We start from the raw sequence: 23,123 nt of genomic DNA on the forward strand, positions 1-23,123 counted from the left end.
GGGCCGCCGCGCCGACCGCGGACGAGCCGACCTTGCTGCTCGCAGAACGGCCCTACGACCTCCGGCACGCCGGCATCGCCTTCTGGCGCGGGAGCACGACGACGACCGCACCGAGGAATCGATGCGGCGCCGGGCAGCCCCGGCTCCGGGTCGTCCGCCCCCGCCGATGCCGTCTCGGCAGGGCGCCGCACCCCTTGCGGGTGATGGCTTGTCGACCTACCGTCGTTCTGCGCATGACAACGATGTCTTCGAGTGGCAACGCGGTAAGGACGCTATGCATTCCACGCGATACGCAACAAGCCGGAACGGGCCGACGGCACGACGCACCACGGGTCGACTGCGGGCGGCGGCACTGTGCGTCGCCCTCGCTCTGGCCGGGTCCGCCGGGACGGCGGTGAGCGCGCACGCCGCCCCCCAGTCCGTGGCGGCCTCCGACGCGGTGCCCGGAGCGGGGAGCGATCTGACCAAGCTGGTCAATCCGTTCATCGGGACGGAGAACGAGGGACTGGACTTCCCGGCCGCGGGCGCGCCGTTCGGCCTGGTGCAGGAGAGCCCGCTGGTGAAGACGGCCGGCGGCACCGGATGTGACACCGAGTCCGCCGGCGCCGTCACCGGGTTCAGCCAGACCACCATCAACGGCTGCCGGTTCAACTACCTGCCGATGATGCCCACCACCGGCGAGGTGAGCACGACCGATCCGGCGCAGTACGCCTCGACGTTCAGCCACACCGACGAGACGACGGCCCCCGACTACTACGGGACGAAGCTCGACAAGTACGGCGTGGCCGTCGGGCTGACGGCGACCGCGCGGACCGGGTGGCAGCAGTACACGTTCCCGCGGACGAGCCAGGCGAACGTGATGTTCAACGCCGGCTCCGGAGTGAGCGAGTCCGAGATCCACGTCGTCGGCGACCGCACGGTCGAGGGGTGGGTCGAGGACTCCAAGAAGACCTACTTCGTCGCCCAGCTGAGCCGGCCGTTCACGTCGTACGGCACCTGGCAGGGCACCGACCGCAGCGCGGGATCGCGTGACTCGGCCGCGAAGGGCGCCAACGGGGCGTGGGTCACGTTCGACACGACGAAGAACGACGCTCCGGTGGTCGCGAAGGTGGGCCTGTCCTTCACCGGGCTCGCCGGCGCCCGGAAGAACCTCTCGACGGAGACCGGGAAGCTCGGATTCGACTTCGAGGCGGCCCACAAGGCGCTGAACAAGCAGTGGAACACGATGCTGCACAAGGCCGCGATCGGCGGCGGCTCGCACGACCAGCAGGTCGCGTACTACACGGCGCTCTACCACTCCATGCTCGATCCGAACCTCATCGGTGACGTCGACGGGCGCTATGTCGGAGCCGACAAGAAGCTGCACACCGCGAACGGCTACGCCCCCTACAGCAACTTCTCGCTGTGGGACACGTTCCGGACGCAGAACCAGCTTCTGGAGACGCTGGTCCCCAAGGTCGCGCACGACATCGACATGTCGATCCTGGCGGTCGCGCGGGAGGGCGGCGGGCTGCCGCGCTGGTACCTGGAGGACCAGGAGGGCAACATCATGACCGGCGACCCGGTCACGCCGTTCCTGGTCGAGGGCTGGTCGAAGGGGCTGCTCACCGGGGCGGACGCGCAGGAGGCGTACCGGTACCTGCGGGCGAACGCGACCGAGGTACCGGCCGCCGACGTCCGGGAGAACGGGCGCGCCGGGGTGGCGTACTACGCGGACCGCGGATACATCCCCTACGGCCTCAACATCAAGCCGAACGCCGACTGCGCCCCGGGCACGAGCGGCAACTGCTGCCCGACCAAGTCCAACGACAACGACTGCTACTACGGCACGTCGGCCACGCTGGAGTACGCGGCGGCCGACGCCTCACTGGCGCTGATGGCGAAGGGCCTCGGCCACCCGGCCGACGCCGCGATGTTCGCCGAGCGCGGCCAGTCCTACAAGAACGTCTTCGACACGCAGACGGGCCAGTTCCGGCCGCGCACCGCCACCGACGGCACCTGGCTGGCCCCGTACGACCCGGTGACGAGCGACCACGCTTTCCACGAGCAGAACGCGACCCAGTACCAGTGGCTGGTGCCGCAGGACCCGGCGGGGCTCGTCGGCATGCTGGGCGGCAAGGCCGCGACGACCAACCGGCTGAACGACTTCTTCGCGTACGACGACCTCCTCTCCGACCCGTCGGGGACCGCGCACACGGAGTGGGTCAGCGACCCGTACGACTACTACGACTCCACGAAGTACAACCCCAACAACGAGCCGAACCTCATCGCGCCGTACCTGTACGCGTGGACCGGGCAGCCCGGCAACACCGCGACCGTGGTCAAGGCGCAGGAGACCCTGTTCACCAACACCCCCGGCGGCATCCCGGGCAACGACGACATGGGGGAGATGTCCTCCTGGTACGTGATGTCGTCGCTGGGCCTCTACCCGACGACCAGTGGCGGCAACTTCGACGTCCTCACCACCCCGCAGTTCCCGAACGCCCAGGTGTCGATCGGCGCCTATGGGAGGCAGCAGGGCGGCACCCTGACGATCTCGGCGCCGGGCACCAGCATGGCCGATCGGTACATCGCCTCCGCGAAGGTGAACGGCAAGGCGTGGGACAAGGCATGGGTCGGCCAGTCCGACATCGCCCACGGCGGACGGATCGACTTCGCCCTGAGCACCACGCCCACCGCGTGGGCGACGGCCGCGAAGGACGCGCCGCCGTCGATCGACACGGCGCCGAACCCGCAGACGCACCTCAGCGCGGACGTCTCGCCCGACCAGGTCGCCGTGCAGCCCACGGCGGATGGCCCGTCGGAGCAGCAGGTCGGCCTGACGCTGCTGGCCACCGCCCCGCACACCGCGCGGGTCGCCGTGACCGCCGCGGCCCCGAAGGGGTGGTCGGTGTCACCGTCGCACACGACGGCGACGGCCGCCTCGAACGGGCTCCCCGCCCAGGTGAACGACCGGTTGCGGATCACCGCGCCGGCCGGAACCCCGGCGGGCACCTACGCCGTGTCGGTCACCGCCGAGCTCCCCGGCGCCGCCCCGGTGAAGAAGACCGTCTCCGTCGTGGTCGGACCGGCCGGAAAGTGCGCGATCCGGACCGGCACGTCGTGCGCCGTCGACCTGGACACCGCCTACAACAACGACGGCGTTGCCACGCTCGACGCGCCCGGTCAGGGCGACTTCGACGGCACGGGCCTGAGCTTCGCCGCCGACCAACTGCCCGCACCGGGCCCGGTCACCTTCGGCGGCGTCACCTACCAGGCGCCCCCGACCGCCGGCACCAGCCAGAACTTCGTCAAGTCCACCGGCCAGGCCATCGCCCTCCCGTCCGGTGACTACGGCAGCCTCCACATCGTGGGCGCCTCCGACAACGGCAGCACCGGCGCCGCGTCGGCCACCGCGGTCGTCACGTACACCGACGGCAGCACGGCGACGGTCCCGCTGGAACTCACCGGCTGGGCGAACAAGACCCCGGACTTCGGCAACTCCGTCGCACTGACGACCGCCTACCAGCTCAAGGCGGGCACCGGAAAGACCACGACGAAGGCTTCCCTCTACGAGACGACCGTTCCCCTGGCCCCCGGAAAGCAGGTCCGCTCCCTCTCCCTGACCGCCCCGTCCGTCCCGGCCTGGGTCGCCCCCGGCTCAGGCGGCCTCGACTGGCAACGCGACAGCGACCTCGAGATCTACGCGATGACGCTGCAGCGCTGACGATCGCGCTCGCCCCCGCCGACGGGAATTCCGGTGCCTCCGACACCCAGTACGAGCAGTGGAACCCCACCGACAACTCCGACCAGCGCTTCACTCCGATCTCACGCTCGACCGGCACCGGGCCGTCAGGAGGCGCCGGCCCGGTCCGGTCGGGCGTGGCAGGCAAATGCCTGGACGCCACCGGCGGCGGCACGGCCGACGGCACCCGGCTGGAGCTGTGGGACTGCAACACGTCGAAACACTGTGCGACATCCTCCTCTAGTGAAGGGCGTCAACCATGCCTCGGGTAATGACTCGTGTGCGGAGACTCACTTCTGTGTGGGTGCTGGCGTTGCTCGCTGCCCTGCTGGCAGCAGTCGCCACGCCGGCCCACGCAGACCCCGGTACGGCGATCAGCGTGGACGGGGCCAAGAGCGGCCGGACGTTCGACGGGATCGGCGCGATCAGCGGCGGCGGGGGCAACTCCCGGCTGCTGACGGACTATCCGGCCGCCCAGCAGTCGCAGATCCTGGACTACATGTTCAAGCCCGGTTACGGCGCCGACCTTCAGCTGCTGAAGCTGGAGATCGGCGGCGACGCCAACTCCACCGACGGCTCCGAGCCGTCGATCGAGCATGCCAAGGGCCAGATCAACTGCGACGCCGGCTACGAGTTCTGGCTCGCCGAGCAGGCGGTCAAGCGCAACCCGAACATCGGCCTGTACGGCCTGGCATGGGCGGCGCCCGGCTGGATCAACGGCGGCTTCTGGTCCACCGACACCATCGACTACCTCGTCTCCTGGCTGGGATGCGCCAAGCAGCACGGACTGGACATCAAGTACCTCGGCGGCTGGAACGAACGCGGCCACGACGCCGACTGGTACGTCCAGCTCCGCAAGGCCCTTGACGACGCCGGCTACTCCAAGGTGCAGATCGTGGCCGACGACAGCGGCTGGGACGTCGCCGACGACATGGCCAAGGACCCCGACTTCGACAACGCGGTCTCCATCATCGGCGCCCACTACCCCTGCCAGGGGGACGGCGGCCCCGCCGACAGCTGCTCCAGCACGAAGACCGCACAGGACAACGGCAAGCCGCTGTGGGCGTCCGAGAACGGTTCGCAGGACATGAACACCGGCGCGCCCGCGCTGATCCGCTCGATCACCCGCGGCTACGTCGACGCGAAGATGACCAGCTACTTCAACTGGCCGCTGATCGCTGCGATCTACCCGAACCTGCCTTACTCCACCGTGGGCCTTGCCACCGCCGGGTCACCCTGGTCGGGCAACTACAGCATCGGTGAGAACACCTGGGCCACCGCGCAGGTCACCCAGTTCGCCCAGCCCGGCTGGACGTTCATCGACGACGGCTCCGGCTACCTCGGCGGTTCGGAGTCCAACGGAAGCTATGTGACGCTCAAGTCCCCGAACGGCAAGGACTACTCCACCGTCCTGGAGACCACCAGCGCCACAGCCGCGCAGACCGCGCACTTCACCGTCAAGGGCGGCCTGTCCACCGGTACCGCGCACGTGTGGGCCACCGACGTCGACGACCCGACCTCCTCGACGCAGCTCACGCACACCGAGGACATCACGCCGTCGGCCGACGGCACGTACCCCCTGTCCATGAAGCCGGGTTACATCTACACGGTCACCACGACGACCGGGCAGGGCAAGGGCACCGCCACCGCCCCGGCCGCGCACGCGCTGAAGCTGCCCTACTCCGACACCTTCGACAACGACGCCGCGGGCACCGAGGCCAAGTACCTCTCGGACATGCAGGGTTCGTTCGAGGTGCAGAAGTGCGCCGCCGGACGCAGGGGGATGTGCCTGCAGCAGATGGCGCCCGTCAAGCCGATCGAGTGGCAGGACGACTCCGACGCCTTCACCCTGGTCGGCGACCCGACCTGGACGAACTACTTGCTCCAGTCCGACGTCGAACTGGCCAAGCCCGGCACCGTCGAGCTGATCGGCCGCGCGGGCACCCAGAACCGCCCGCAGTCCCACCAACAGGGCTACTACTTCCAGATCAGTGACACCGGCGCCTGGACCGTCTTCAAGAGCGACGCGAGCGGCAACCGCACCGTGCTGACCCGATCCGCGACCACCGCGCTGGGCACCGGCAAGTGGCACAAGCTGGGCCTGTCCTTCAGCGGTTCGCAGATCACCGCGTCCGTCGACGGCAAGGACATCGGCTCCGTCAGCGACAGCAGCTACCGCGCCGGCCAGGGCGGTCTGGGCCTGACCTCCTACGACACCGACCAGTTCGACAACCTGTCGTTCACGAAGACCGGCAACGACAAGCCGTCCGCGGCGCTTGCGGTCACCCCGTCGGCGGCGAGCGTGCAGCGCGGCAAGACGGTGAACGTGACCACCACCGTCTCGGTGCCGAAGAGCGCCAAGGCCGCGGAAGGCGTCAACATCAGCCTCGCCGCCCCTGGTTTCACCTTCGACACGCAGCCGCAGGTCTTCGGTGAGGTCGAGCCCGGCCAGAGCGCGACGGCGACCTGGCAGCTCACGGCGCCGACCGACAAGGCGGCCACCGCCACGATCAGCGCCACCGCGACCTTCGCCCAGGGGGGCGTAGCGCAGTGGCTGCGGCAGGACGCCCAGGTGTCGGTCGTCAACCCGCCGCCGCCCACCGGCGTCAACGACGTCAGTGACCTCGACTTCGTGGCGTCCACGAACGGTTGGGGCCCGGTGGAGCGCGATCAGTCGGTGGGTGGCACCAACGCCGGTGACGGCTCGCCGCTCACGATCAACGGCACCGTCTACCCGAAGGGACTGGGCACGAACTCGATCAGCGACGTCACCCTCTACCTCGGCGGCAACTGCTCGAAGTTCACCTCCACGGTGGGTAACGACGCCGACGCCGGGGGCAACGGCAGTATGACCTTCAGCGTGCTCGGCGACGGCAAGACCCTCGCCGCCACGGGGACGATCAGGGGCAACGATCCCGCCCAGCAGCTCACCGCGGACCTGACCGGTGTGCAGACCCTCGACCTCGTGGTCGGCGACGCCGGTGACGGCAACGCCTACGACCACGGAGACTGGGCCGCACCCAAGCTCACCTGCTCCGGCTGACGAACGGCGCCCCCCGGGCCGGCCGCGCACGCCCACGCGCGGCCGGCCCGGACACGCCACCGGCGCACCACCACGAGAGGCCGCGGGCCCCATCGGCTCCTGACCGGGGAGCCCGCAACGTGCCAAGCGATTTCAGCACGTGCGTCACCACAATGCTGCGGCGGAAACCCCGGGACCCGCTCCGGCACCGTCGCGCGATGATCGCGCACCGCTCACCCCAGCCCTGTAAACGGCGCCGGAGATGGATTTCCTGGTCGAAAAACCGTCTGCCAGGGGCGTCGCCACTTGTCGCCCCAACTGCACACCGTCGCCGGCAAGAACGCTCCCACCAGGAACGCTCCCACCAGGCATTTTAGTGATTTCCTTGAAAATTCTTAAATGTGGCGGTCCGGAAATGATGAAAACCTAGAGCTGATTTTCTTGTATCTCCTCGCAGCCGCAGCGACGCTATCGGGGTGAGCTTCCGGGGGAACGGGAGGCGGCGGTCAGCGGCGACCGCGGGCCTCGGCGGACAGGCGCCGGATTCCCCCGGGAGCTGTTCTGAAGGAGATCTGTTGGACAAGTCCGACTACTTCGACGTGAACACCACCGTGGAGCGGGTCGCGCCGCGCGAGTTGTCGGGAAGGCTGGCCGCCGACATGCCCGCCGTCCCGTACCCGATCGTGCGGTATGCGCAGGTGCTCAAGGAACTGCGCAAACGGTCCTCGGCCGTCGGCGATGAGCAGCAGCAGATGGAGTTCGGACGGCTGGTCGCCGCCTCGTTCGCCGACCTGGCGGCCGAACTCGGCCTGCCCGAAGGCCACTTCGCCGTGGACACCGGCGGTGACCCGCTGCTGGTGAAGGAAGGCACCGGGCAGCACTGGATACTCCCCACGCACTTCGAGGGTGGCGCCTACTTCAGCGCTCCGCACGCCGACCACCAGTACGGGCTGGCCGCGCACCTCATCCCGCGGCTCCGGATCGGCCGTTACGTGCGGTTCGGCAAGGGCAGCGGCATCAACGCCGGCGGCGACATCACGATCGGCGACGGCGCCTGGCTCTCGCCGGGCAGCCTGCTGCTGCGCCAGGACCACGGCGCGTACGGCCGCCCCTCGGTCGGCGCGCGCACCGTCTCGATGACGACGCAGCCGGCGATCACCCTGCGCGACTACGCCTGGGTCGGTCGGGACGCCATGGTCGGCTGGAACAGCGACTACCTGGGCCTGGGCAGCATCGTCGGGACCCGGTCGTTCATCAACAACTGGGTGGGCGACTATTCCATCGTGGGGGACCACGACCGCATCCTCCAGTACCAGCCCTTCAAGGCGTTTCTGCTCGGCCGCTACCACCTGACCGTGGAGGAGACGCTGCGGATCTCCGACTGGGCGGCGGTCGACCGCGACTGGCGGACGGTCTACGCCGAGCACGCGGGCGCACTGCTCGGCTCCGGCGATCTCACGCCGTTCGCCGAGTCCGTCCAGGACGCCGGGGCCGCCCCGCGAGCCCTGCTGGTCCGGCCGGGATCATTGCGCCTGGTCCCGGCGCTGGCCCGCGGCCGCCTCGATGTCGTCACCGGTGCGCAGGAGCTGACCCCTTACCTGCTGCAGTGGGCGTCGTACGCGAAGGCGAAGCGCATCCGGGTCCGCTCCGACCTCACGGGCACAACGCTGCCGCTGGAGACCGCCGGTACCTACCACTACGACAAGCGGGTCGGCTACGAGGTGGTCGTCGCCGAGCACGACCCGGCCGCCCCGTCCGTGCCGCTCTCGGAACTCCAGCGGGTCCTGCTTCCCGGCGGCGTGCTCATCGCCGAGACCCGCTGCCTGGCCGACGGACCGCAGACCGCGGACCGCCTGGTGGAGGTGCGGGACATCGCGGTGGACGGACGGAGCTTCAAGGTCTTCGCGAAGAAGTGACCGGTCACCGCCTCCAGCCACCATCGAGTGAGAGAGACGACATGACGATCAATACGCGGGAGGCTCCGCTCGAAGCGACCGGCCAAGCGCTCCTGCTGTCGGCGCTGAGTGCCTCCCTCGCCCCCGCGCCGGAAGGCGTCGGCGGCACCTCGTCCTGGTACGACCTGGCGGTGGACTTCGCGGACAGCGGACAGTCCTGGCACCGTTACACCGCCGGACTCGGCGTCCCCGACAGTGCAGCCGCCCGGCCCGGCGCGGCGCGGCTGCCCGTCAAAGTCCCGTTCCTGCCGGCCTCGCCGGCGCTCTCCGCGGTCTACAGCTTCGGGTACTCGCACGCTGCGGTGAACGACGTCAGGGTGGAGAAAGGCAACCTGGACTTCTACTACAAGGGGCCCGGATCGCTCCTCGTCGCCGAAGGGCAGCCGCTGACCGGCACCTCCATGGTCATCGGCGGCGGCACGGAAGCCGAGTACTGCGCGATCTACTGCGTGAACACGCGGGGCGAGGCCGTCTACCTCGGCCACACCCTCGCCAACGACTTCTCCGACGCCGGGCTGCGCACCGCGCACCGCAACCTGGCCAACCTCTCCAAGCTCCACCCGTCGGCCGTCTGTTCCGATGTCGTCCTCGCGGACCTGCCGGCCGTCAGCACCGTGTACGCGTCCGTCGAACGCGACGGGTCGGCCGTCTGGCGCAGACAGGGCACTCTGGGTCGGCGGGCCATGATCTACTCGCGAGCGTTGATGGAACGGCTGCTGCTGCGACGTGCCGGGCTGTTCCCCCCGGGGACGGTCGTCTACCTTCTGCTGGGTTCCTGTGTCAGCACCCACAAGGACGGCGTGGAACTGCGTGACGGAGACGTGATCACCCTGCGCGACTCGGCGTCCGGGCTGGAGCTGACGAACCCGGTGAGCTGGTGATGGGCACGCAGCGCGAATTGTTGCTGGAGATCGTCGAGCGCACGCTGACGCAACTCGGCGCCCGGCCCCCGTATCCGCCCCGGGGCGGCCGGTGCCCGGCCGCCCGCCGAGGACCGAGGGGGCCGTTCCTGCTGCCTCGTCGTCCCTGAGAGCCCCGCCGCACGACAGGCGTGAGACGCCGGTCCACCCCTCCCTCCCGCCGCGAGGTGTACGGAGGGAGGGGTGGACCGGCGTCGGGGCATGGGCGGAGATCTTTGACCGACGGGCGCGCTCAGCAGGCGATGACGCCGCCCCCGTCGACGACGACGGTGGCTCCCGTGGTGTAACCGTTGCCCGTCAGGAAGGCGATCGCGTCGGCGACGTCCGACGCCTCGCCCGCCCGGCCCGCCGGCAGCCTCTGCGCGGCGGACGTGAACATCCGGGTCCGCTCCTCCTCGGGCAGGGAGTCCCACAGCGGAGTGCGCAACACCCCGGGGGAGACGGCGTTGACCCGGATCGGGGCCAGTTCCAGCGCCAGTGCCCGTACCAGTGCCTCCAGAGCGCCGTTGACGGCGCTCTGGAGCGCGGAAGCGGGCCCCGGGCGCACTGACAGATGGCCGGTCACCAGGGTCAGCGAGCCTCCGGGGCGCAGCCGTACGCTGCGGGCGAGGTGGTAGGCGCTCCAGAACTTGCTGTCCATGGCCGCCCGTGCCGCGGCCAGCGGCAGATCGTCCGCCCGCCCCCGGGCCGCGCCTGCCGTGCTGGAGACCGCGTGGTCGAACTCGGCCGTTGCGCAGAACTCCGCGACGGCGTCGGCGTCGCGCAGGTCCAGGACTTCGCCGCGGCACCGGCCGCCCACTTCGGCGACTGCCGCGTCCACCCGCTCCTTGCTGCGCGAGACGACCGTGACCTCGGCCCCGAGCGCGGCGAACTCCTTGGCGGTGGCAAGCCCCACACCGGAGGTCCCGCCGGCCACCAGAACGCGCCGTCCGGCGTGACTCCTCATCGTTCCCGTCCCTCCGCTGCCTCCGACCGGCTGTCGGCCTCATCCTCGGTCCGCTCGATGAATGGCGCAAATCGGCGTTCATAACAAGACGAGACGCTGGCTGAATACGGAGGTCCGCCAGCCGTTTCGCCCAATCGTTGCGAGACTGGATGTGCGCCGCCATTAACGGCCGGCCTTGTAATCCACAAAACAAGTAAACTAAACATAATGTCTACTTGACGGGTCACTTCGCCTGTGTAGACTGAACGGGTTGTGCCGACCGAAGTCCATTTGATGTGCATCGACGCGAAAGTGGAGAGGTACAGTGCTTTGTGCCCGGCGGGCCGGACCGCCATCAGTGCTGCGCGCCGGCCGACCGGAACGGATGACGGATGGAGGGCGTACCGGCAACGGCGACGCGTCCGCCCGGCCGACCTCCGCCTCGTACATGTGCCGCAGCTCGCGTGCGGCGGCCGACCTGGCTCGCAGCGTTGCCCGTCCCGGTCGCTCGTCCGGTGTCCGGCAGGTCGATTGTCGCAGGTCGCAGAGGTTTTTTCGGAGCGTGGACCGGAGCGGCCGCGCATGGTTCCGGCGTGGGGGCAGGGGTGGGTGCGGCGACGGAGAGGTCCGGCGCGCCACGTTGTCCTCCGGGTGCTCCACTCCTTCCGGAGAAATCCGAAGTGAGTATTCCTGATCTTCCGATCTCCTGTTTCTGGTTGCCGATTCATACCAGCTGATCGGCCTGTGGCCATGCCGTTTAAAGAGGGGGCAGACGCATGCATGTTCTCGCCGTTTCCCGCGACGAGGGATTGGTTTTCGGTATCGCAGAGGACTTACGCGAGCAGGGCTACGAAGTCGAGACGGGACATGAGAGCGGTGTCGTCCTGGAACGCTGCGACGATGTCGACGCCGTATTCCTCGACGTCCTTCTCGCCGATGTGGACGGATTCTACGTCTGCCAGGAAGTTCGGGCGGTGTCGCATGTACCGGTCATCATGATCAGCACGCGGAACGACGAACTGGACCGAGTCTTGAGTTTCCGGCTCGGCGCCGATGACTACATCGTCTACCCGTGCAGCGCACGCGAGTTGACCGCCCGGGTCGAGGCGGCGAGCCGGCGGGCGCTGGCTCTGTGGGAGCCGCGGGCCCGTACCGCGGTCCCGTCACGGCGGATGCGCCCGAACAACCAGGTCCACCAGATCGGCTACGTCCGCGTCGACCTGCGCCGGCGGCGGATCGCCGTGCACGATCGGGAGGTGCAGGTGACCCGCAAGGAGTTCGACCTCCTGGCCGTCCTGGTCTCGGACCCCGAACGGGTCTTCACGCGGGCTCACCTGATGACCGCGGTCTGGGGCCACGACGGTGCCGGTGACACCCGGACCCTCGGCGTCCACATCGCCGGCCTGCGCAAGAAGCTCGGGGTGCCGGAACTGATCGAGACCGTCCGCGGGGTGGGGTTCCGGCTGGCGCCTCCGCGCTCCCGGTCGGCGGGCGGGGAGCGGGCGAGTTGACCGCTCCCCGGGCCGTGTCGGGTGCGGCGGCACAGGCCGGACCGTCACCGGACCTGAGTCGGGCTGCTCGCGGCCGTCTCGGGCCGTTCGGCGGCAGACGCTTCCGCGGCCGGCGCCGGCATGGTCTGGCGGACGCTGACCAGCGTGGCCAGGGCGACCAGTCCGCCCACCACCGGAACGGCTCCGGCGCTCACCGTCGACAGGGCCAGCCCGCCGAGTGCGCCGCCGATCGCGACTCCCAGGAACTGGGCGGAGAAGTGCAGTCCCAGGGCCTGCGGCCGCTGCTGCGGTGCCAGGCCGGCCAGCCGTGTCTGCTGGCTGATGCCGCCGGACCACCAGGCGGCGCCGAAGGCGAACAGCAGCGGGAACTCCACGACCCGGGCCACCGTGGAGACATGGGTGATCGTCAGCACGGTCAGTACGGCCAGCAGGCCGGCGATCACCAGCAGGACGGTCCGCAGGACCGCCGCGATCGGCCAGCGGGCGAGTACGGAGTGGACGACCCGGCCGGCGAGGAAGCCGCCCGCGCCGAAGACGATCATCAGCGACGCCACCCCGCTGCTGCCGAGTCCGGCGGACCGCTGCACGACCGGGGACAGGTAGGTGTAGACGCTGTAGGCGGCGAGGAACAGGCCGAGCGTGGTGGCCAGACCCCAGCGGACGGCCCCGTGGCGCAGCAGGTTCAGCCGCCCGGCGACGGACGAGGACGCCGCCGGGATCTCGGGCAGTCCGAACGCCACCGCCGCGGCGGTCACCAGCGAGAGCAGGGTGACGAACACGAACGCGGAGCGCCAGCCGAACGCGCCGCCGACCAGGGTGCCGATGGGCGCTCCCAGGGTGAGCGCGATGGCGTTGCCGCCCGCGGTCACCGCGATCGCCCGGGGCAGTTCCTCCGGTGTGCACAGCGCCGCGGCGGCGGCTGCGGCCGGGGCCGCGAAGAGCGCGGCGCCCACCGCCGCGAACACCCGGGCGCCGGCCAGTACCCAGATGTCGGGGGCGGCGGCGGCCAGCAGATTGGCCGCCGCGAAGGCCAGTGCCGCCCCGATGAGCAGACGCTTGGGGCGGACCTGCTGGAAGACGCCGATCAGGGGCGGCCCGGCGAGTGCGTAGACGAGAGCGAACACCGTCACCATCTGTCCGCCCACGGAGACCGACGAGTGGAGGTCGTGCGCCACGTCGGGCAGGACCCCGGCGATGACGTACCCCTCCGTTCCGACCGTGAAGGTGCCGAGGGCTAAGAGGTAGATGCGAGGATTCATGGTCTAACGGTACAGTGGTTGTTGAACCTTTGGGAAGAGGGGTGGGGCGTGGCGGATGGCCGGGACGGTCACTGGCGCACGGAACCTGCTCCCGGCCGGGACAATCGATCGTGACGGCGGCCGTCCGGCTGAGGCGTGAGGGCCGCCGTCACGATTGCCGTTCCGCAACCGAGGAGACTGAGAAGACCCATGCGAGACCCTGTTCACGCGGACCTGGCCGACGTCAGCCTGGCCGAGGCTCTGCACGGGCTGAGCGAGCCGCTCCGGCTCGCGATCGTCAGCCTCCTCGCCCGCCGGGGCGAGACGGAGTGCAACGACATCTACAACGCCCTGGGCATCAGCAAATCCAACGCCTCGCACCACTTCCGCGTGCTGCGCGCGTGCGGGCTCATCTGGCGTACGCACACCGGCCAGCAGCAGACCGCGCGCCTGCGCACCGAGGAGTTCGAGGAGCGTTTTCCCGGTCTGCTCGCCGCGGTGCTGGCCAATGCCGATTCCGAAGCCCCCGACGCCGCGCCCCGGCCCGGTGCCTGATCACGCGACGGCGCGAACACAGGCAGCGCCCGGACCCACCACGGCGGCGGCCGGGAGGGCGGACCAGTGCGATCAGGGCGGCGGCCGGCGCCCGGGAGCGGGCGTCGGCCGACTTCGGCAACGACGACGCCGACGGGGCCCGCAGCGGTCGGCCGCCTGCTCGCAACCCGGATCAGCACCAGCACACCCCGCCTGGTAGGCGCCCTGGCCGCCGGCCTTCGAGGCGGGGCACCGCGCCTCCACCGGGCGGAGGCCGGACACGCGGTCCTGGCCGTCTGCACCGCGAACCTCCGCCTCGGCGGCATCCGCCCCTGCCGGTGCGCTGTTCGCGCTACGGCCGCGCCACCGCGGTCCCGGCCGCGGCCTGCTGGCTGGGGACTGCCGGGCGTTGCGCCGCGCGGGCGAACTCCGTGATGCCGTCGGCGAAGGCGACCTCTGGCCGCCAGCCGAACTCCTCGCGCAGCAGTGCGGAGTCGGCGGTGATGTGGCGGACGTCGCCCAGCCGGAACTCCCCGGTGACCACGGGGGCCGGACCGCCGTACGCGTCGGCGAGCGCGGTCGCCGTCTCGCCGATGGTGCGCGGGGTTCCGCTGCCGGTGTTGTACGCGCCGAACGTGCCGGGCGGGCGACGCGCGATGCCCCCGAGCACGAGGGAGTTGGCCACCGCCACATCGCGGACGTGCACGAAGTCCCGCCGCTGGCCGCCGTCTTCGAAGACACTGGGGGCCTCACCGCGGGCCAGTGCCGAGCGGAAGAAGGAGGCCACGCCCGCGTAGGGGGTGTCTCGCGGCATCCCGGGGCCGTAGACGTTGTGGTAGCGCAGGGACACCGCCCGCGAGCCGGTCGCGCGTGCCCAGGAGGCGGCCAGGTGTTCCTGGGCGAGTTTGGTCGCCGCGTACACGTTGCGGGGATCGGTGGGCGCGTCCTCCCTGACCAGGCCGGAGGCGAGCTCGGCTCCACAGTGCGGGCATCCCGGTTCGAAGCGGCCGGCGGCGAGGTCGTCCACGCGGCGTGGTCCGGGCGTCACCCGTCCGTGGCGCGGGCAGTCGTAACGTCCTTCCCCGTACACCACCATGGAACCGGCGAGCACCAGCTTCCGCACCCCGGTCCGGGCCATGGCCGCGAGCAGGACGGAGGTTCCCCGGTCGTTGCAGTCGACGTAGGCGGGTGCGTCGGCGAAGTCCTTGCCCAGCCCCACCATGGCCGCTTGGTGGCACACGGCGTCGACACCTCGCAGCGCCCGCGTCACCGCCGTGGGATCTCTGACGTCCGCCCTGAACCACTCGGCCTGCGGCGGTGCCGGCGGGGTAACCGGGTGGGCGGTGGGGAGCAGGGCGTCGAGCACGACCGGTTCGTGGCCGCCGGCCAGCAGGGCGGCGACGATGTGGGCTCCGATGAATCCCGCGCCACCGGTGACGAGTACGCGCATGCGGTCGGCCTTCCTGGGTGTGGTGGTCCAGCGGTTCGGGGCGGTGCCGCGGCGCCGCCTGGTTCGTGGGTGTGCGCTTCGGCGCGGAGCACCGGTCGCGGGTCGGTCGCGTGCGCTCACCAGCTGGTCAGCAGCAGGTGGTTCAGGAGCAGCGCGGCCACCGCCTGGGCGGCGAGCCAGCCGCGGTGATCGCGTCGTGGGAGGAACGCGGCGCAGGCCGGCAGCCACAGGCTGAACGGCAGCCAGATCCGCTCGGTCTCGGCCTTGCTCATCCCCGACAGGTCGGCGGCGAGCATCGCCAGGAGGAAGCCGCACGGCAGCAGGACGGCCGCGAGCGCCTGCTCCTCGCCTTGCCACCGGGCCAGGAGGGCACCGACGCCGCGGGGCGCGGTGGGCGGTCCGGCCGGTTCCCCTCCCGGCCCTCCGGAGAACCGGCCCCGCGCCGCGAGCACCCGGCGCAGACCGGCGAACGATGCGGGGCCGGCCGCGGCGACCACCGTGGCCAGGTCCCCGAAGAACCAGTAGCCGTACGGTCGGATGCCGCCGACACCCTGGTAGTAGCGGGTCCGCAGCAGCCCGTACGCCTGCCACCACTCGAAGCCGCTCGCGGTGAACGCGGCCACCACGACCGCGCATCCGGCCAGCACGTATGGCACCGGGCGGACGCTGCGGGCGCACAGCAACACGACGGCCGCCGGGACCACGAGCAGCACCAGCCCGTACGACAGGTAGCAGGCAGCGCCGAGCAGCAGTCCCGCGCCGAACCCCGCCGCCGCACGGGACACGGGTGAGGTGCGGGTCGCGGCGACGGCGAGCAGAGCCAGCGCCCAGGCGGCGACGGCGGCGAAGTAGCCGTCCGCGGCGACCCCGACCCACACCGCTCCCGGCACCAGCACCAGGAACGGCGCGGCCGTCCGTGCCCGCCACTCGCCGGTGAGCAACCGCAGCGTCAGCAGCACCGCGGGAACCAGGGAGGTGCCGGCGGTCATCACGAACGCCGCCGCCCAGGTGCCGCCGCCCAGCCCGATCCGGTCCAGCGCGACGAAGGTCAGCACGGCGCCGGGCGGGTGACCGGCGATGTGGGTGGTCCAGTTATGCGGGGAGTGGATCAGGATGTGCGCGGCGTAGGTGCGCAGCGCCGGCCCGAGGTGGTCGAAGCGGTGCAACTGGGTGAGGTACTCCCCGGTCTCCAGGAGCCGTCCCGAGACGCCGCGGTGCCAGCCGTCCACCAGGGCCAGTGACCAGGTCCACGCCGACGCCGCGGCCCACGCCGCCCACGGCAGGGCGTGCCGGGGCAACCGCGCGGCGGCGGACGGCCCGTAGCCGATGACGGCTGCGGCGACCAGCACGGTGAGCGGTGTGCCCGGTCCGGCGTGCGGGTGCCACCACGCCTCCAGCGGCGGGAACGGCGACCGCAGCGCGTGGCCGTCGTGCTGGAGCCAGGCGCCGACTGCGGCCACCGCGGCGAACAGCAGCAGGGCCGCGGCACCGGCCAGCAGATCCCGGCGGCGCGGCCCACCGTCCGGCGCGGGTCGTTCGGGCCGGTCCGACGATGTCTGCGCGGGGCCCGGGTCGGTGAGGGGGCCCTCGGAGGGGCACGGACCGGCGGAGGGGTGCGGACCGGCGGGGAAGAAGCTCACCTGCCGCACCCTAGACACCCGGTGAGGTGCCGGCACGGCAGCTCAGCCGGACGTCAGACTTCCGAAAGGTCTGCGGGCGGTCCCGGTCGACGTCAGACTTTCGTCATGGGTCGATCCGGTCGAAGGACCTGTTCACGCCACTAGGGTCGGCCGACATGAAAGTCCCCCCTGCCCGCCGGTTCGCACCCTGGCGCAGTCCGCTGCGCGGCCCGTGGCTGACGTCCGTGCTCGGCACCGTCCTGCTGGTCGGCCTTCCGGTGGTCTTCGTCACCGGCCTGCTGTCCTATGCCGCGTACGACCCCGGCCTGGCGCGTGTGAACGACAAGACACCGGACAAGGGCCTGCTCGGCTTCTACCTCTTCTCCTGGCCCACGCACCCGTACTGGCTGTACCGGGTGAACCAGGGGGTGCACGTCACGCTGGGGATCGCGCTGGTGCCGGTGCTGCTGGCCAAGTTGTGGTCGGTGGTGCCGAAGCTGTTCGCGCTGCCGCCGGTCCGCTCACTCGGACACGCGCTGGAGCGGCTGTCGTTGCTGCTGCTGGTCGGCGGCGGGCTCTTCGAGTTCACCACCGGCATCCTCAACACGCAGGTGGACTACCTTTTCCCGGGCTCGTTCTACCCGCTGCACTTCTACGGCGCCTGGGTGTTCTGCGGGGCCGCGCTGGCGCACGTGGCTCTCAAACTTCCCTCCGTCGTGCGGGCACTGCGCAGCCGCGACCTGTGGGAGGAGCTGCGAACCCCCACCGCGCGGACCCGCCCGGAGCCGCCCGACGCGACCGGCCTGGTGCCGATGCGTCCCTCGGAACCGACGATCTCCCGGCGCGGCGCGCTCGGCATGGTCGGGCTCGGCTCCCTCGCGCTGCTGGTGGTGACCGCCGGCCAGAGCATCGGCGGGCCGCTGCGCCGGGCCGCGCTGCTCGCGCCGCACGGCCGGTCCCCGGGCGCAGGACCGGGCGCCTTCGCCGTCAACAAGCCCGCGGCCGCGGCGCACATCCGGCCCCAGGACGTGGGCGAGGACTGGCGGCTGACGGTCACCGGCGCCGCCGGCGTGATCCGGCTGAGCCTCGCCGAGTTGCACCGGATGGCGCAGAGCACGGCGGCGCTGCCGATCGCCTGCGTCGAGGGCTGGTCCACCGACGACCAGCACTGGCAGGGCGTACGGCTGCGAGACCTCGCCGCCCTGGTGGGCCACGGCGGCGATCCGCCGGGCGTGTTCGTCGAGTCCGTGCAGCGTTCCGGCTCCTTCCGCGCGGTCGCACTCAGCGCGGGGCAGGTGCGTGACGCCCGCTCGCTGCTGGCCCTGCGGGTCAACGGCGCCCCGCTCACCCCCGACCACGGCTATCCGGCCCGCGTCATCGTGCCCGCCGCGCCGGGCGTGATGAACACCAAGTGGGTCGGCCGGCTCACCTTCGGCGCCTCCGACGCCCGGGAGCGGGCGTGAGGATCTTCCGCGTCCTGTACGGCGAACCGTGGTGGCATCTCGCCGCCCTGCTGGCCTCGTTCGCGCTGTGCGGCTACGCCGCGGTCCGGCTGCTCGCCGGCGACTGGTGGGGCGTGGTGCAGTGGACGGTCGGCGCCGCTGTCGTCCACGACCTGGTGGCCGTGCCCCTGTACGGCGGCGCGGACTGGCTGTTGCACCGGGCGGTACGCGCCGGACGGCCGAACTCACCGCGCCGCGTCGCGGTGGTGAACCACATCCGGGTCCCCGCGTTCGTGTCGCTGATGCTGCTCCTCGTCTACTGGCCGCTCATCTCCACCGACAGCGGTGCACACTACCGGGCTGTCACGCTGCTGGACCCTGGCGTCTTCCGCACCCGCTGGCTGGCGGTCACCGCCGGTCTGTTCGGCCTGTCCGCACTCCACCTGGCTGTTCGCCTGTGGCGAGATCGACGCGACCGGGGTGACCGCCGCCGCCCGGCGCGCCGCCCGGACCCGCCGGCCGACGCCACGGACGCCTGACACCGCACATACCCGACCGGGCGTTCCCCGCAGCCCGATTCGGGCACAGCGGTTCCGGCGCACGGTCCCGTCGTCCCCGGCCGGCCGTCTTGACGGTCCGTCCGGAGGCGACGCGCCCCCGCGCACCGCCGCCCGGTCGCCGCACTGCCGCCACGTCACACCACCACCACCCGATCACCCGACACCCTGAGGTTCCCCCATGACGTGTTCCGTCGATCTTGTCCTGCCCTGCCTCGACGAGGCCGAGGCACTGCCCTGGGTGCTGGAACGGGTCCCGCCCGGGTGGCGGGCCGTCGTCGTGGACAACGGCTCGCGTGACGGCTCCGCCCGGATCGCCGCGGAGTACGGTGCCACCGTCGTGCACGAACCGCGCCGCGGCTTCGGCGCCGCCTGCCACGCCGGACTCCTCGCCGCCGAGGCCGAGTTCGTCTGCTTCTGCGACTGCGACGCCTCGCTCGACCCCGCCTTGCTCGTGGACTTCGTCGACCGGATCGCGGCCGACGAAGCCGACCTCGTGCTGGGCCGCCGCCGCCCGACGGCTCGCGGCGCGTTTCCGCCGCACGCCCGCGCCGGCAATGCCGCCCTGACCCGCATGCTGCGCCGGCGTACCGGCCTGCGGCTGCGCGACCTCGGCCCGATGCGCGCCACCCGCCGCCGGCGCCTGCTCGACCTGGGCGTCCGAGACCGGCGCAGCGGCTACCCGCTGGAAACGGTGGTCCTCGCAGCCGAGGCCGGCTGGCGCGTCATCGAGCAGGACGTGCCCTACCAGCCGCGCACCGGCAGGTCCAAGGTCACCGGCACCTGGCGCGGCACCTGGCACGCCGTCCACGACATGCGCGCCGTGCTCGCCGCTCCCGCCCGCGCGGACCGGAAGCCGGTGACCGTCTGATGGCGACGCTCGTCGTGATTGCGAAGGAACCCGTACCGGGCCGGGCCAAGACCCGGCTCTGCCCGCCCTTCACGCCGCAGCAGGCCGCCGATCTGGCCGCCGCGGCCCTGGCCGACACCCTGGCCGCTGTCGCCGCCACCCCCGCCGACCGGCGGCTGCTCGTCCTCGACGGCGCCCCCGGGGCCTGGCTGCCGCCGGGCATCGACGTCGTCCCGCAGGTCGCCGGCGGCCTTGACCAACGACTGGCCGCGGCCTTCGGGCACTGCGACGGCCCGACCCTGCTCATCGGCATGGACACCCCCCAGGTCACCCCGGCCCTGCTGCACACCGCGCCCGAGCCGGGGACCGGTGCCTGGTTCGGGCCGGCGGCCGACGGCGGGTTCTGGGCGCTGGGCCTCGCCGAGCCCGACCCGGACCTCGTGCGCGGCGTGCCGATGTCCACCCCGTACACGGGCAGGGCGCAGCGCGACCGGCTGACCGCGGCCGGGCTGACCGTGCGGGACCTGCCGGTGCTGCGGGACGTGGACACCGCCGCGGACGCGGCGTGGGTGGCGGCGCGGGCCCCCGGCACCCGCTTTGCCACCGCACTGGCCCACTTGCGTGCCGGCGGGTGAGTGGTGACCCTCCCGATGACGGTGTCCGCCCCACCGGCGTGGTCGGCCGCGGACCCTTATACGGCGGCGATGCGGACCGGTCGCGGCCCGCTGTACCTGTCCGGCCCGGACCGGCGCCTGCTCCACCTGGACGTCGAACGCTGGTGTGCGCCCCCGGACGCCGCCGACCGCACCGTGCTGGCCGCCTGCACCGGTCCCGTCCTGGATGTCGGATGCGGACCGGGGCGCATGGTCACCGCACTCGCCGCGCGCGGCCGGACCACCCTGGGCATCGACGTCAACGCCGACGCCGTGCGCCGAACACGCGCGGCCGGCGGCCCCGCCCTGACCCGGTCTGTCTTCGAACGGCTGCCCCGCGAGGGCCACTGGCGCACCGCCCTGCTGGTCGACGGCAACATCGGCATCGGCGGGGACCCGGACGCGCTGCTCACCCGGCTGCGCCGGCTGCTCCGCGCCGGCGGCACCCTGATCGCCGAGAGCACACCCGGCCCGCCCGACCGGGACGAATGCCTGCACGTCCGCCTCCACGACGGCACCCGGGCCCACGGCACACCCTTTCCGTGGGCGCTGCTCGGTACCCGCGCCCTCGACCGGCACGCCTACACGACCGGCTGGACCGTGACTGCCGCATGGACCGCGGGCGGTCGCGCTTTCACCGCGCTGCGCACGCCGGGACCGCCGGAAGAGCCACCGCAGGAGGGGGCAGCGCGGGGGTAGCAGGTTCTTACGAGTTCCGGACGGTGCGCGCGGGCGGGGCAGCGGGCATGGTCACCGTCAGTGGCCGGGTGCCAGACTCGTGTCCATGAGCAGCGCAACCGTGCCCGAGCCGACCCCACCCGTCCCGGACCGCCGGCGGATCCTCGTGGTGGACGACGACCCGACGGTCGCCGAGGTCGTCGCGAGTTACCTGGAGCGGGCGGGATTCGCCGTCGACCGGGCCGCGGACGGCCCGTCGGCGGTGACCCTGGCTGCGCTGACCCGACCGGACCTGGTCGTGCTCGACCTCATGCTGCCCGGCATGGACGGGTTGGAGGTCTGTCGGCGCATACGGCAGGACGGCCCGGTGCCGGTGGTGATGCTCACCGCACGGGGCGACGAGGACGACCGCATCCTCGGCTTGGAGGTCGGCGCCGACGACTACGTCACGAAGCCGTTCAGCCCGCGCGAACTCGTGCTCCGGGCGGAGTCGGTGCTGCGCCGCGCCGCCGCGCCCCCCGCGGCCGTCCCCTGGCTGCGCTCGGGCCCGCTCGCGCTCGACCCCGCGGCCCGCCGCGCGCTGCAAGACGGCCGTGAACTCCCCCTCACCATAAGGGAGTTCGACCTCCTCGCGTTCTTCCTACGGCACCCCGGGCGTGTCATGGGCCGCGAGGAACTGATGCGCCGCGTCTGGGGCTGGGAGTTCGGCGACCTGTCCACGGTCACCGTCCACGTCCGGCGGCTGCGCGAGAAGATCGAGCAGGACCCCGCCCGTCCCCGGCTCATCACCACCGTGTGGGGCATCGGCTACCGCTTCGACCCGCCGGCCGGCCCGGAAGAGCTTCGGCAGGCCCCGGAGCCCGCCCGCCCTACGGCCGAGCGGCGGCCGGAGGAAGGCGGGGGACCGTGCACGATCTCCTGATCATCGCCGCCTATGCCGCGCTCGGCGCGGTCGCCGCCGGCCTGCTCGGCGCCGCCGCCCTGCGCCTTCTGCGGCACCGCTCCCTCGCGCTGTCGCTGGCCGTCGTCGCGGCAGTGACCGTGGCCGCGATGCTCGCAGGCACCCTGTCCGTGGCGAGGGCCATGTTCCTGTCCGAACACGACCTCGGCGTGGTCACCATGGTCTGCGCGATCGCCGCGGTGGTCTCGCTCGGCGTCGCCTTCATTCTCGGCCGGCAGGTGGTCGCGGGCAGCCGCGCGCTGGCCGCCGCCACCCGGGCGTTCGGTGACAACGACATCTTCGCCGCCCCGGACAGCACCCCGACCGCGGAACTCGCCGCACTGGGGCGGGAACTGGAGGCCACCAGTGCCAGACTCGCCCTGTCGCGGCAGCGGGAGCGGGCCCTGGAGGCATCCCGGCGGGAGTTGGTCGCCTGGATCTCGCACGACCTGCGGACCCCGCTGGCCGGCCTGCGTGCGATGACCGAGGCACTGGAGGACGGCATCGCCGACGACCCCGCGCGCTACCACCGGCAGATCCGCGCGGAGGTCGACCGGCTCAGCGGCATGGTCGGCGACCTGTTCGAACTCTCCCGCATCCAGGCCGGTGTCCTCGCCCTGTCCCCGACCCGGATATCCGTCTACGACCTGGTCGGCGACGCGATCGCGGGCGCGAACCCGCTCGCCACCGAGCACGGCGTGCACCTCGTCGGCGACCACGTCGACCGGACGCCGGTGGAAGTCGACAGCCGGGAGATGACCCGTGTGCTGGCGAACCTCCTCACCAACGCGATCCACCGCACCCCGCCGGACGGAACGGTGGCGGTGTCCGCCCGGCGCGACAACGCGTCCGACTCAGTGATCCTGTCCGTCACGGACAGCTGTGGCGGCATCCCGCCCGACGACCTGCCCCGCGTCTTCGACACCGGCTGGCGCGGCACCGGCGCGCGAACCCCGCCGGCGGGCGCCGGCCTCGGCCTCGCCATCGTCCGCGGGATCGTGGAAGCGCACCAGGGCCGCACCACGGCACACAACGTCCCCGGCGGCTGCCGCTTCGACGTCACCTTGCCCGCGGCGCGCTCCACTCCTGTCAACCCCTGACGGAG

The 23,123-nt window shown here is 71.8% G+C and carries 18 protein-coding genes; 14 read left to right on the plus strand and 4 right to left on the minus strand.

Annotated elements, in window-relative coordinates; all coding sequences use genetic code 11:
- Nucleotides 1-394: 394 nt before the first annotated feature.
- The 5 genes from AC3EVP_RS34160 to AC3EVP_RS34180 all read left to right on the plus strand — a co-directional run bounded on the left by AC3EVP_RS34160 (nucleotide 395) and on the right by AC3EVP_RS34180 (nucleotide 9,582).
- Entirely contained in the window at nucleotides 395-3,706 is a 3,312-nt protein-coding gene (locus AC3EVP_RS34160; protein ID WP_435136936.1) for a GH92 family glycosyl hydrolase, read from the plus strand.
- A gap of 2 nt (nucleotides 3,707-3,708) precedes the next feature.
- Nucleotides 3,709-3,996, plus strand: coding sequence for an RICIN domain-containing protein (locus tag AC3EVP_RS34165; RefSeq protein ID WP_435137031.1), 288 nt, complete (start codon nucleotides 3,709-3,711; stop codon nucleotides 3,994-3,996).
- Nucleotides 3,996-6,767 (plus strand): NPCBM/NEW2 domain-containing protein, encoded by a 2,772-nt coding sequence (locus AC3EVP_RS34170; RefSeq protein ID WP_435136939.1) that lies wholly within the window; start codon nucleotides 3,996-3,998, stop codon nucleotides 6,765-6,767. Before AC3EVP_RS34165 ends, AC3EVP_RS34170 begins: the two co-directional genes overlap by 1 nt.
- A gap of 554 nt (nucleotides 6,768-7,321) precedes the next feature.
- Complete coding sequence (locus AC3EVP_RS34175) at nucleotides 7,322-8,662, plus strand: acyltransferase (RefSeq protein ID WP_435136942.1); 1,341 nt, start codon at nucleotides 7,322-7,324, stop codon at nucleotides 8,660-8,662.
- A gap of 41 nt (nucleotides 8,663-8,703) precedes the next feature.
- Complete coding sequence (locus AC3EVP_RS34180; protein ID WP_435136945.1) at nucleotides 8,704-9,582, plus strand: hypothetical protein; 879 nt, start codon at nucleotides 8,704-8,706, stop codon at nucleotides 9,580-9,582.
- A 271-nt stretch (nucleotides 9,583-9,853) separates the two neighbouring features.
- Here the strand turns inward: AC3EVP_RS34180 and AC3EVP_RS34185 are convergent, their stop codons facing one another.
- Nucleotides 9,854-10,567: an SDR family oxidoreductase gene (locus tag AC3EVP_RS34185; protein WP_435136948.1), complete on the minus strand. Its 714-nt coding sequence runs from the start codon at nucleotides 10,565-10,567 to the stop codon at nucleotides 9,854-9,856.
- 755 nt (nucleotides 10,568-11,322) lie between these two features.
- On the opposite strand from AC3EVP_RS34185, the gene AC3EVP_RS34190 reads away from it, so the two are divergent.
- Entirely contained in the window at nucleotides 11,323-12,057 is a 735-nt protein-coding gene (locus AC3EVP_RS34190; RefSeq protein WP_435136951.1) for a response regulator transcription factor, read from the plus strand.
- Nucleotides 12,058-12,101: 44 nt separating this feature from the next.
- On the opposite strand, the gene AC3EVP_RS34195 is transcribed toward AC3EVP_RS34190, so the two are convergent.
- A complete protein-coding gene (locus AC3EVP_RS34195; protein ID WP_435136954.1) occupies nucleotides 12,102-13,316 on the minus strand; it encodes an MFS transporter in 1,215 nt (404 codons plus the stop codon).
- Between the two features lie 189 nt (nucleotides 13,317-13,505).
- Between AC3EVP_RS34195 and AC3EVP_RS34200 the strand changes: the two genes are divergently transcribed.
- Nucleotides 13,506-13,850 carry an ArsR/SmtB family transcription factor gene (locus AC3EVP_RS34200; RefSeq protein ID WP_335980179.1) on the plus strand — a complete coding sequence of 115 codons (345 nt, stop codon included), beginning with the start codon at nucleotides 13,506-13,508 and terminating at the stop codon, nucleotides 13,848-13,850.
- Nucleotides 13,851-14,181: 331 nt separating this feature from the next.
- On the opposite strand, the gene AC3EVP_RS34205 is transcribed toward AC3EVP_RS34200, so the two are convergent.
- Both AC3EVP_RS34205 and AC3EVP_RS34210 read right to left on the minus strand, forming a co-directional pair.
- A complete protein-coding gene (locus AC3EVP_RS34205; RefSeq protein ID WP_435136958.1) occupies nucleotides 14,182-15,279 on the minus strand; it encodes an NAD-dependent epimerase/dehydratase family protein in 1,098 nt (365 codons plus the stop codon).
- A gap of 116 nt (nucleotides 15,280-15,395) precedes the next feature.
- Nucleotides 15,396-16,919, minus strand: coding sequence for a hypothetical protein (locus AC3EVP_RS34210; protein ID WP_435136961.1), 1,524 nt, complete (start codon nucleotides 16,917-16,919; stop codon nucleotides 15,396-15,398).
- A gap of 155 nt (nucleotides 16,920-17,074) precedes the next feature.
- Between AC3EVP_RS34210 and AC3EVP_RS34215 the strand changes: the two genes are divergently transcribed.
- The 7 genes from AC3EVP_RS34215 (at nucleotide 17,075) to AC3EVP_RS34245 (ending at nucleotide 23,118) form a co-directional block, all read left to right on the plus strand.
- Nucleotides 17,075-18,361 carry a molybdopterin-dependent oxidoreductase gene (locus tag AC3EVP_RS34215; protein ID WP_435136964.1) on the plus strand — a complete coding sequence of 429 codons (1,287 nt, stop codon included), beginning with the start codon at nucleotides 17,075-17,077 and terminating at the stop codon, nucleotides 18,359-18,361.
- On the plus strand, nucleotides 18,358-18,879 hold the full coding sequence (locus tag AC3EVP_RS34220) for a hypothetical protein (RefSeq protein WP_335980190.1): 522 nt from the start codon (nucleotides 18,358-18,360) through the stop codon (nucleotides 18,877-18,879). The genes AC3EVP_RS34215 and AC3EVP_RS34220 overlap by 4 nt, the downstream gene beginning before the upstream one ends.
- A gap of 199 nt (nucleotides 18,880-19,078) precedes the next feature.
- The gene (locus AC3EVP_RS34225) at nucleotides 19,079-19,768 is read left to right on the plus strand and encodes a glycosyltransferase family 2 protein (RefSeq protein WP_335980192.1); all 690 of its coding nucleotides are present in this window, start codon (nucleotides 19,079-19,081) and stop codon (nucleotides 19,766-19,768) included.
- Nucleotides 19,768-20,382 carry a TIGR04282 family arsenosugar biosynthesis glycosyltransferase gene (locus tag AC3EVP_RS34230; RefSeq protein ID WP_435136968.1) on the plus strand — a complete coding sequence of 205 codons (615 nt, stop codon included), beginning with the start codon at nucleotides 19,768-19,770 and terminating at the stop codon, nucleotides 20,380-20,382. The genes AC3EVP_RS34225 and AC3EVP_RS34230 overlap by 1 nt, the downstream gene beginning before the upstream one ends.
- A gap of 69 nt (nucleotides 20,383-20,451) precedes the next feature.
- Nucleotides 20,452-21,099 carry a methyltransferase domain-containing protein gene (locus AC3EVP_RS34235; RefSeq protein WP_335980197.1) on the plus strand — a complete coding sequence of 216 codons (648 nt, stop codon included), beginning with the start codon at nucleotides 20,452-20,454 and terminating at the stop codon, nucleotides 21,097-21,099.
- 85 nt (nucleotides 21,100-21,184) lie between these two features.
- A complete protein-coding gene (locus AC3EVP_RS34240; protein ID WP_435136971.1) occupies nucleotides 21,185-22,000 on the plus strand; it encodes a response regulator transcription factor in 816 nt (271 codons plus the stop codon).
- Complete coding sequence (locus tag AC3EVP_RS34245; protein WP_435136974.1) at nucleotides 21,985-23,118, plus strand: sensor histidine kinase; 1,134 nt, start codon at nucleotides 21,985-21,987, stop codon at nucleotides 23,116-23,118. The genes AC3EVP_RS34240 and AC3EVP_RS34245 overlap by 16 nt, the downstream gene beginning before the upstream one ends.
- Nucleotides 23,119-23,123 lie beyond the last annotated feature (5 nt).

Source organism: Actinacidiphila sp. bgisy144, from assembly GCF_057708105.1.

Excerpts from the sequence above, each read along its gene's own strand:
- AC3EVP_RS34170 (WP_435136939.1), top strand. The coding sequence starts at position 3,996 with ATGACTCGTGTGCGGAGACTCACTTCTGTGTGGGTGCTGGCGTTGCTC.
- AC3EVP_RS34180 (WP_435136945.1), top strand. The coding sequence starts at position 8,704 with ATGACGATCAATACGCGGGAGGCTCCGCTCGAAGCGACCGGCCAAGCG.
- AC3EVP_RS34185 (WP_435136948.1), bottom strand. The coding sequence starts at position 10,567 with ATGAGGAGTCACGCCGGACGGCGCGTTCTGGTGGCCGGCGGGACCTCC.
- AC3EVP_RS34190 (WP_435136951.1), top strand. The coding sequence starts at position 11,323 with ATGCATGTTCTCGCCGTTTCCCGCGACGAGGGATTGGTTTTCGGTATC.
- AC3EVP_RS34195 (WP_435136954.1), bottom strand. The coding sequence starts at position 13,316 with ATGAATCCTCGCATCTACCTCTTAGCCCTCGGCACCTTCACGGTCGGA.
- AC3EVP_RS34200 (WP_335980179.1), top strand. The coding sequence starts at position 13,506 with ATGCGAGACCCTGTTCACGCGGACCTGGCCGACGTCAGCCTGGCCGAG.
- AC3EVP_RS34205 (WP_435136958.1), bottom strand. The coding sequence starts at position 15,279 with ATGCGCGTACTCGTCACCGGTGGCGCGGGATTCATCGGAGCCCACATC.
- AC3EVP_RS34215 (WP_435136964.1), top strand. The coding sequence starts at position 17,075 with ATGAAAGTCCCCCCTGCCCGCCGGTTCGCACCCTGGCGCAGTCCGCTG.
- AC3EVP_RS34225 (WP_335980192.1), top strand. The coding sequence starts at position 19,079 with ATGACGTGTTCCGTCGATCTTGTCCTGCCCTGCCTCGACGAGGCCGAG.
- AC3EVP_RS34230 (WP_435136968.1), top strand. The coding sequence starts at position 19,768 with ATGGCGACGCTCGTCGTGATTGCGAAGGAACCCGTACCGGGCCGGGCC.
- AC3EVP_RS34235 (WP_335980197.1), top strand. The coding sequence starts at position 20,452 with ATGCGGACCGGTCGCGGCCCGCTGTACCTGTCCGGCCCGGACCGGCGC.
- AC3EVP_RS34240 (WP_435136971.1), top strand. The coding sequence starts at position 21,185 with ATGAGCAGCGCAACCGTGCCCGAGCCGACCCCACCCGTCCCGGACCGC.